The sequence below is a fragment of the Ruminococcus sp. YE282 genome (genome assembly GCA_900101355.1).
Taxonomy (GTDB): domain Bacteria; phylum Bacillota; class Clostridia; order Oscillospirales; family Acutalibacteraceae; genus Ruminococcoides; species Ruminococcoides bromii_A.
The window spans coordinates 26,988-34,670 of the sequence record FMUV01000025.1; the positions used below are offsets into that span (position 1 = coordinate 26,988).

At 35.6% G+C, this 7,683-nt stretch carries 6 protein-coding genes; 2 read left to right on the forward strand and 4 right to left on the reverse strand.

Annotated features, from left to right (window positions below; translation table 11 throughout):
* Positions 1-391: 391 nt before the first annotated feature.
* Complete coding sequence (pckA, locus tag BLP46_RS08605) at positions 392-1,996, forward strand: phosphoenolpyruvate carboxykinase (ATP) (RefSeq protein ID WP_092978207.1); 1,605 nt, start codon at positions 392-394, stop codon at positions 1,994-1,996.
* A 265-nt stretch (positions 1,997-2,261) separates the two neighbouring features.
* On the opposite strand, the gene BLP46_RS08610 is transcribed toward pckA, so the two are convergent.
* The 4 genes from BLP46_RS08610 to BLP46_RS08625 form a co-directional block, all read right to left on the reverse strand.
* Positions 2,262-4,808, reverse strand: coding sequence for an ABC transporter permease (locus BLP46_RS08610; RefSeq protein WP_092978209.1), 2,547 nt, complete (start codon positions 4,806-4,808; stop codon positions 2,262-2,264).
* Entirely contained in the window at positions 4,805-5,488 is a 684-nt protein-coding gene (locus BLP46_RS08615; protein ID WP_092978211.1) for an ABC transporter ATP-binding protein, read from the reverse strand. Before BLP46_RS08615 ends, BLP46_RS08610 begins: the two co-directional genes overlap by 4 nt.
* Positions 5,489-5,570: 82 nt before the next feature.
* Positions 5,571-6,563 carry a sensor histidine kinase gene (locus tag BLP46_RS08620; RefSeq protein ID WP_173311571.1) on the reverse strand — a complete coding sequence of 331 codons (993 nt, stop codon included), beginning with the start codon at positions 6,561-6,563 and terminating at the stop codon, positions 5,571-5,573.
* A complete protein-coding gene (locus tag BLP46_RS08625; RefSeq protein ID WP_092978215.1) occupies positions 6,556-7,233 on the reverse strand; it encodes a response regulator transcription factor in 678 nt (225 codons plus the stop codon). The genes BLP46_RS08620 and BLP46_RS08625 overlap by 8 nt, the downstream gene beginning before the upstream one ends.
* 196 nt (positions 7,234-7,429) lie before the next feature.
* On the opposite strand from BLP46_RS08625, the gene BLP46_RS08630 reads away from it, so the two are divergent.
* A partial coding sequence (locus BLP46_RS08630; RefSeq protein WP_092978217.1) for a helix-turn-helix domain-containing protein occupies positions 7,430-7,683 on the forward strand: 254 nt, incomplete at its 3' end.

Below are 7,683 nucleotides of genomic sequence, written 5' to 3' on the forward strand. Positions count from 1 at the left end.
TTTTCCAAAAATAAATTTTAGTTTTTAATTAAATTAATATCAGATATTCATATACTAATTTATATATATTATATCGCAATATATTATATCGCAAATCCGTAATTGAGATTTAGGGCAATCAAGCTTTTTAAGATTTGCAGCAGAAACGTCACAAAAATTGCATTTTTGTCCCTTTATAAATCGTAAAATTGTATTTGTAACCTAAATTAAGGACAAGTTTTAAAATTTATGAAATGCTGTAACCAAAAAATTTCATTTTGCTTGACAATCAAAGGTAAAATAAAGTATAATATATATGCTTTTGAAAATGCATTTTCCTAAAGATTGCAATCGGCTTTCTTTTGCGGAAAATAGCATTAAATTTAAACAAAGAAAGAGGTTTAATCAGAAGATGGCAAAGATCGATTTAAGTAAATACGGTATTACCGGGGCTGAAAATATTGTTTATAATCCTTCATATGAAACACTTTTTGAAGAAGAAACAAAATCAGACCTTGAAGGTTATGAAAAAGGACAGGAAAGTGAACTTGGCGCTGTAAATGTTATGACAGGTATTTACACAGGCCGTTCACCTAAAGACAAATTCATCGTAGTTGACGAAAATTCAAAGGACACAGTTTGGTGGACTTCTGACGAATATAAGAACGACAACCACCCTGCTTCGGAAGAAACATGGAAGGCTGTTAAGGATATAGCTATTAAAGAGCTTTCAAACAAGAAGCTTTATGTTGTTGACGCTTTCTGCGGCGCTAACAAAGACACAAGAATGGCTGTTCGTTTCATTGTGGAGGTTGCTTGGCAGGCTCACTTTGTAACTAATATGTTTATCAAACCAACAGCAGAAGAGCTTGAAAACTTTGAGCCTGACTTTGTTGTTTACAATGCTTCAAAGGCAAAGGTTGAAAACTACAAGGAACTCGGACTCAACTCAGAGACAGCAGTTGTATTCAACATCACAAGCCGTGAGCAGGTAATCATCAACACATGGTACGGCGGCGAAATGAAAAAGGGTATGTTCTCAATGATGAACTACTATCTGCCTCTTAAGGGTATTGCTTCAATGCACTGCTCTGCTAACACAGATATGAACAAAGAGAACACAGCAATCTTCTTCGGTCTTTCAGGTACAGGTAAGACAACATTGTCAACAGATCCTAAGCGTTTGCTTATCGGTGACGACGAGCACGGCTGGGATGACAACGGCGTATTTAACTTTGAGGGCGGATGCTATGCTAAGGTTATTGACCTTGATAAGGATTCTGAGCCTGACATCTACAACGCAATTAAGCGTGACGCTCTTCTTGAAAACGTAACACTTGATAAAGACGGCAAAATTGATTTTGCTGACAGAAGCGTAACCGAGAATACTCGTGTTTCTTACCCAATCAATCACATTAACAATATTGTTAAGCCAGTTTCTTCAGCACCGGCTGCAAAGAATGTTATCTTCCTTTCTGCTGATGCTTTCGGTGTACTTCCTCCGGTATCAATCCTTACACCTGAGCAGACAAAGTATTACTTCCTCTCAGGCTTTACAGCAAAGCTTGCAGGTACAGAGCGTGGAATCACTGAGCCTACTCCAACATTCTCAGCTTGCTTCGGACAGGCTTTCCTTGAGCTTCACCCAACAAAGTATGCTGAAGAGCTTGTAAAGAAGATGGAAAAGAGCGGCGCAAAGGCTTATCTTGTAAACACAGGTTGGAACGGCACAGGCAAGCGTATCTCAATTAAAGATACTCGTGGAATCATCGATGCTATTCTTAACGGCGACGTAAATAAGGTTCCTACAAAGACAATTCCTTACTTCAACTTTGAAGTACCGACAGAGCTTCCGGGTGTTGACACAGGTATTCTTGATCCTCGTGACACATACGCAGATGCTGCTGAATGGGATAAGAAAGCAAAGGATCTTGCAGAAAGATTCATTAAGAACTTTGCAAAATATGAAGGCAACGATGCCGGTAAGGCTCTTGTTTCAGCCGGTCCTCAGCTTTAATTAGATTAATTAAATTATCTAATATAATTTGAATTATTCAGCCCCGTACAATTTCGTACGGGGCTTTTTTGTTGCTCCGATGAGATACTGCCTATAAGTCTGAATGATAATCAGAATTTCATTGAAAGTTATAATTCCTCACTAAGCTAATAATCTATTGCAGACTCTACTCCTTACGAGCGAAGCAGGACATTACTCCGATAAAAAAGTAACCGCAGTAATTATGACTACCGCGGTTACTGAAGGTTATTATTTTAATTTAAAATTATACAATATCTAATTTTAAAGTTTCAACAATGGTATTTTTGCTTGCCTTTTTAACCGAATAAATCATTGTCATACAAATTATTGCAAACACAACCGCAATTACTATCAAATATAATTGCCAATTGATTATAAACGGTAGTGTGTTTGAACCTATTGACTGATTCATAAAAAAGCTGAACAAAATACTTAATGGGATACCAAATATTAATGCCCTTATTCCGTAAAGTGCGCTCTCAAGCATTATCATTTTATTAAATCCTTTTGGAGTTACATCAACAGACTTAAGCATTGCAAATTCTTTTCTTCTTGAAACTATGCCGGTTGAAATTGTATTGACTGTATTTGCTATTGTTATCAGTGTAATGAGCACAACAAAACCATATACAAATACTTCCATAATATACACAACCGCATTCATAGTTTGCATCTGCTCAACCATATCAAGAACCATAGAACTTTCATAATCACCTTTATCAAGGTTGTTCTTAATGCTCTCGGTAACATCGCTGTGCAACTTAGTTTCTATACCTACTTTATATATCATATTATCCTTATCAAAACCATCAGATGAATTACTATAAGCAGAATATGGAACATAAAACGATATTGAGCCCTGTGGGTTTAACTTGCAGGCAAAGAACGAATCATCATATTTGATTTGTGCGGATACAGTAAAGCTGTCTTTATTATCCATAGTTATTGTTTCGCCGATTATACTGTCGTCAAAAACCTTATTGTTGTCAGATTTATGGCTGATATTGTTCATCAAAATTGCCTTTAAATTTTTGCCGTAATAATCAGTGTAATCAATGTGATTTTTCTTACAAAGCTCATTAAATTTATCGTCATCAAGCAGGTTAAGGTAAACATAACAAGTTCCTTTAAACAAATTCTTATATGATGCAGTAAGATGATGCCCATCGGTTAGGTTTGAAGTATTATCTGAACTGCCCTCTTTTACTGCATAATAGGAAAAATTAATTCCATAGTAATCATCTACACCGTTTACCGTTTCAAGCATTTTAAGTAGCTTATCTTTGTTTTTGCCTTCAACACCGGCCAGAACCTGATAAGGTATGTTATTTTGCATATCAGAAGCAGACAAAAACATCTGACAAAAATAATTGCAGGACAGAAACAGCACAACAGACAAAGCAATTGAAACCGTTATAACTCTGGATTTTCTTCCGTTTCGCTTTAGATTTTTGTGTGCAAGTTCTCCCTCGTATCCGAATATTTTACGTACAATTCGGGGAGTTCTAAGTTTGCGTGCATTCACCTTGATTTCCTGTCGCTGCCTTATTGCATCTATCGGTGTGATTTTTGAGGCCTTGAAAGCAGGAATTACAGAGGAAATAAAAATTGTAATTGCACTGCAAATTATTATACACACAATTGCCCAGAGCGGAACCACGGTTTTCATTGTTAATGCATCATCGTGCAGTCCCCTTATCATTCCGGTACTGATTATCTGATTTCCTATAAATTTAAGCGTTATTGAAATTCCGACAATTCCCGCACATATTCCTAACGGTATTCCCACAAGTCCAAATATGAATCCCTCAAAATATATAGAAGTTCTCTTTTGACGTTTTGTTGCACCAACAGAAGCAAGCATACCAAGATAACGCACTCTTTCCGAAAGCGACATAGCAAATGCATTATATATTAATGCAACCGAAGCAACAATAATTATCACCAAGATTATTGCTATCATAGGAAGAAGGGCTGCAAATGAACCGCCTTTATCATAAGCAAAATGGCAGTCAAGAACTTCATTATTAATACTGTAACTTTCCTGTGAAACTCCTACCTCATTAACTATGTCATATATAACATTTAGCGAGTTACTGTTCAATTCTTTGAGCTTTATTCTTGCATCAGACATCGAAAACTGCTCGCTGCTGCTGTCAAAGCCGCATATTATGTTGTAATATTGATATGTAGCATAATTGTCATGCATTATTGCAGTAATTTTAAAAGTCCTGTTTGAAGTACTTTCAAAAGTCTCGCCGGTAACATATTCTCCCGCATTAACTTCATCGGCTGAATCTGACAACAGCCTCTTGCCGACAGGTATTGTAACCGTATCTCCAAGCTTCCAGTCAAGCTCATTTTTATCAATAAAACTCTGTTCAACGGCAATTTCATTAGAATTTTTTGGCACTACTCCGTCATACTTGCCGGTAAATATAAGTTTGCAGTTATCATTATCGGAAACAAGCATTGAGCCGGTTCCGAGTCTGTCGCTTTTTCTGTTTTCGAGCCTGTAACTTATATTCTCCATATTTGACAATCCTACCGTCTGTATTCTGTCATCGGATTTTAATATTTCAACTTGTTTTTTATCAATATTACTGATTTGCAAAACGCTGTCGCCGTCAACCAAAACAGAAATATCAGCAAACAAATTAAGGAATGAAGCAATGGCAACAAACACCGCCGTTATCATTGCAACAGAAATTATAACACCAAGACCAGTAATTACTGTTCTGCCCTTGTTTTCTTTGAGATGTCTCAGGGTAAGTTTGTTTACAATATTCACCCCATATTCACCTCATCTCCGATAATCTTGCCGTCCTGAACCGAAATTATTCTATCGGCTGAAAGGGCTATCTTTTCGTCATGAGTAATTATTATAACTGTCTGATTATTTTCTTTGTTCAGTTTTCTGAGCAAGGAAATAATCTCTTTGCTGTTTTCGCTGTCCAAATTTCCGGTAGGTTCATCGGCAAGCATAAGTGCGGGATTGTTTACAAGTGCTCTTCCGATTGAAACTCGTTGTTGTTGTCCTCCGGATAATTGGTTTGGAAGATGAGTAAGCCTTTTACTTAACCCGAGCCTGTTAACAAGACTTTCAATTAATCTCTTGTCAGGTTTTCTTCCGTCAAGTAAAAGAGGAAGAGTTATGTTTTCTTCAACCGTTAATATCGGTATAAGATTATAAAACTGATATATAAGTCCTATTTGTCTGCGTCTGAAAATTGCAAGTGCGGTTTCATTCAAAGTTGAAATATCTGTGTTGTTGATTATCACACTACCGTTTGTAGGGGTGTCAACGCCACCCAAAATATGAAGCAAAGTTGATTTTCCTGAACCTGAGGGACCGATAATAGCAACAAATTCGCCCTGTTCAACGGAAAATGAAACATTGTCGAGTGCTTTCACCATTGTTTCACCCTTGCCATAAACTTTAGATAGATTTTTAACTTCAAGTATTTTCATAATTCTCTATCTCCTTTCGTTGCCTATATATTATCAACCCTATATTACTTTAAGATGACTGTTAAATTACAATTCAGTCACATTAGACTATTGCTTTATAAAATCTTATTTCAAACGTTGTTCCTTTTCCGAGTGTACTTTCCGCCCTTATGTTCGCATGTTCTTTTTCAAATATAGTTTTTGCAAGTGCAAGTCCTATTCCTATACTGTTTTTTGCATTATTTTTACCGTAATAAAATCTCTCAAAAATATGAGGCAAATCCTCCGCCGAAATTCCGCAGCCGTTGTCACTTATAAAAATACTGTCATAAATATTTGTTGTTTTGCTTGAAATACAAATTTCTCCGCCACCGTCCGTGTGCTCAAGACAGTTTTTTATTATATTTTCAAAGGCTTCAACAATCCAATTTTTATCACCCTTAAAAGAAAAATCATTAACGTTATTAATTAATTTTACATTCTTCAACTCCAATGAAATCAAGAATGGTGTAAGACTTTCGTTTATTACTTGAATGATTGACTGATTTTCGTTTTTTAATTCTATTGTGCCTGCGTCAAGTTTTGATAGCTTTAGCAAGGTAATTATAAGCCATTTCATTTTATCAAGCTGATTTTCGATTACCGACAAAAATTCAGCTCTTTTTTCCTCATCTTTTTCGTCTTTCAATAAGTCAGTAAGTACCATTATTGAAGTCAGAGGAGTTTTAATCTGATGTGAAATATCAGCAAGAGAATCAGAAAGACTTGTCTTGTCCTTTGCAAGTTTATCCTTTTGCGTTTGCAATATTGTAATTACCTTATACAAATTGTTTTGCAAAATTGATAATTCACCCTCGGTATTGTCATTTATATTTAAATCATAATTTCCTGAACAAACCAGTGAAAGATAATCGTTTAGCTCTCTCAACTTTTTATATCTTTTATTCGTGTAAAATAAAAATACAGCTGTAACGGCGCAGCCAAGAAACAAGCACAGTATTCCGCAAGTTGCATTAAATATGAAGCATATTACGGAAAGAACAATTGTGAGGAAACCCGATAATATCAAAATTATTTTTATATCCTTGTTAATCATTTTCAATTACATAACCGATACCGCGAATTGTTTTTATAAACTCGGGATTGTTCGGTTCCTCCTCAATTTTATCTCTAAGTCTTTTTATATATACGGTAAGCGTATTCTCCTCAACATAGTCTCCGGTAACATCCCATATGTTTTCAAGCAGCTTGGTCCGAGACATAACCACTCCCCTGTTGTTTAGCAAAATTAACAGCAAACGATATTCTAATGCAGTCAGTATAATTTCTTCGCCGTTTTTATAGACTTTTGCTTCATTTGTATTGACCTCAAGTTTTTTGATTTTAATAATACCTCCGTGAAAGTCCTTGTTGTATCGCCTAAGAACGCTTTTAATTCTCAGCATAAGTTCTTTAACCCTGAATGGTTTTGAAATATAATCATCAGCCCCAAGTTCAAATCCCATTACTACATTAACCTCATCATCGTATGCTGTAAGAAAAATAACAGGCAAATCTCCAAGTGCCTTTATTTTTTTACATACATCATAACCGTTTCCGTCAGGCAAAGTTAAGTCAAGTATATATAATGAAAATTTTGACTTTTCTATAATATCTAACGCCTCAGCTACTGTTTTGGCGTGCGTTACATTATAACCCTCATTTTGTAACGAATAGCACAAACCCAATCCTACCGCTTCATCATCTTCAAGCAGGAATATATTCATTAAAATCTTCCTTTCTAATTTATGCTTAATATTTTAACACAGTCGGGTTTACACTTCCATTACAAAACTGTAATATCGCAAATTGGGCATAAAATAAAACGACAGCACAAAACTGCACAGGTCCGTAAAAAACGGACAATAGAAAAAACAGACCCCCTATGGTAGAATAAAATAAACTACCATAGGGGGATTTTGTATGCCAAGAGAATATCGACATATACAACAATATGAAAAAGAAATAATAGAGCTTTGGGAACAAGGAAAGACATTAAGAGAAATTGCAGAAAAATTTGGATTTAGCAAAAATCAAGTACAGGAATTTAAAACAAGATATAACCGTAAGCAAAGGAAACTTGCATCGGGTATAGTAATTAAACCCAAAGGTAGACCACGAAAAGATGGAACTTCTCTACCGCCATCAATACAACAATTAAGCAAGTTGTCTCAGAT

Bases quoted from the DNA above. Each gene is read 5' to 3' on its own strand.
- pckA (WP_092978207.1), top strand. From the start codon at position 392: ATGGCAAAGATCGATTTAAGTAAATACGGTATTACCGGGGCTGAAAAT.
- BLP46_RS08615 (WP_092978211.1), bottom strand. From the start codon at position 5,488: ATGAAAATACTTGAAGTTAAAAATCTATCTAAAGTTTATGGCAAGGGT.
- BLP46_RS08620 (WP_173311571.1), bottom strand. From the start codon at position 6,563: ATGATTAACAAGGATATAAAAATAATTTTGATATTATCGGGTTTCCTC.
- BLP46_RS08625 (WP_092978215.1), bottom strand. From the start codon at position 7,233: ATGAATATATTCCTGCTTGAAGATGATGAAGCGGTAGGATTGGGTTTG.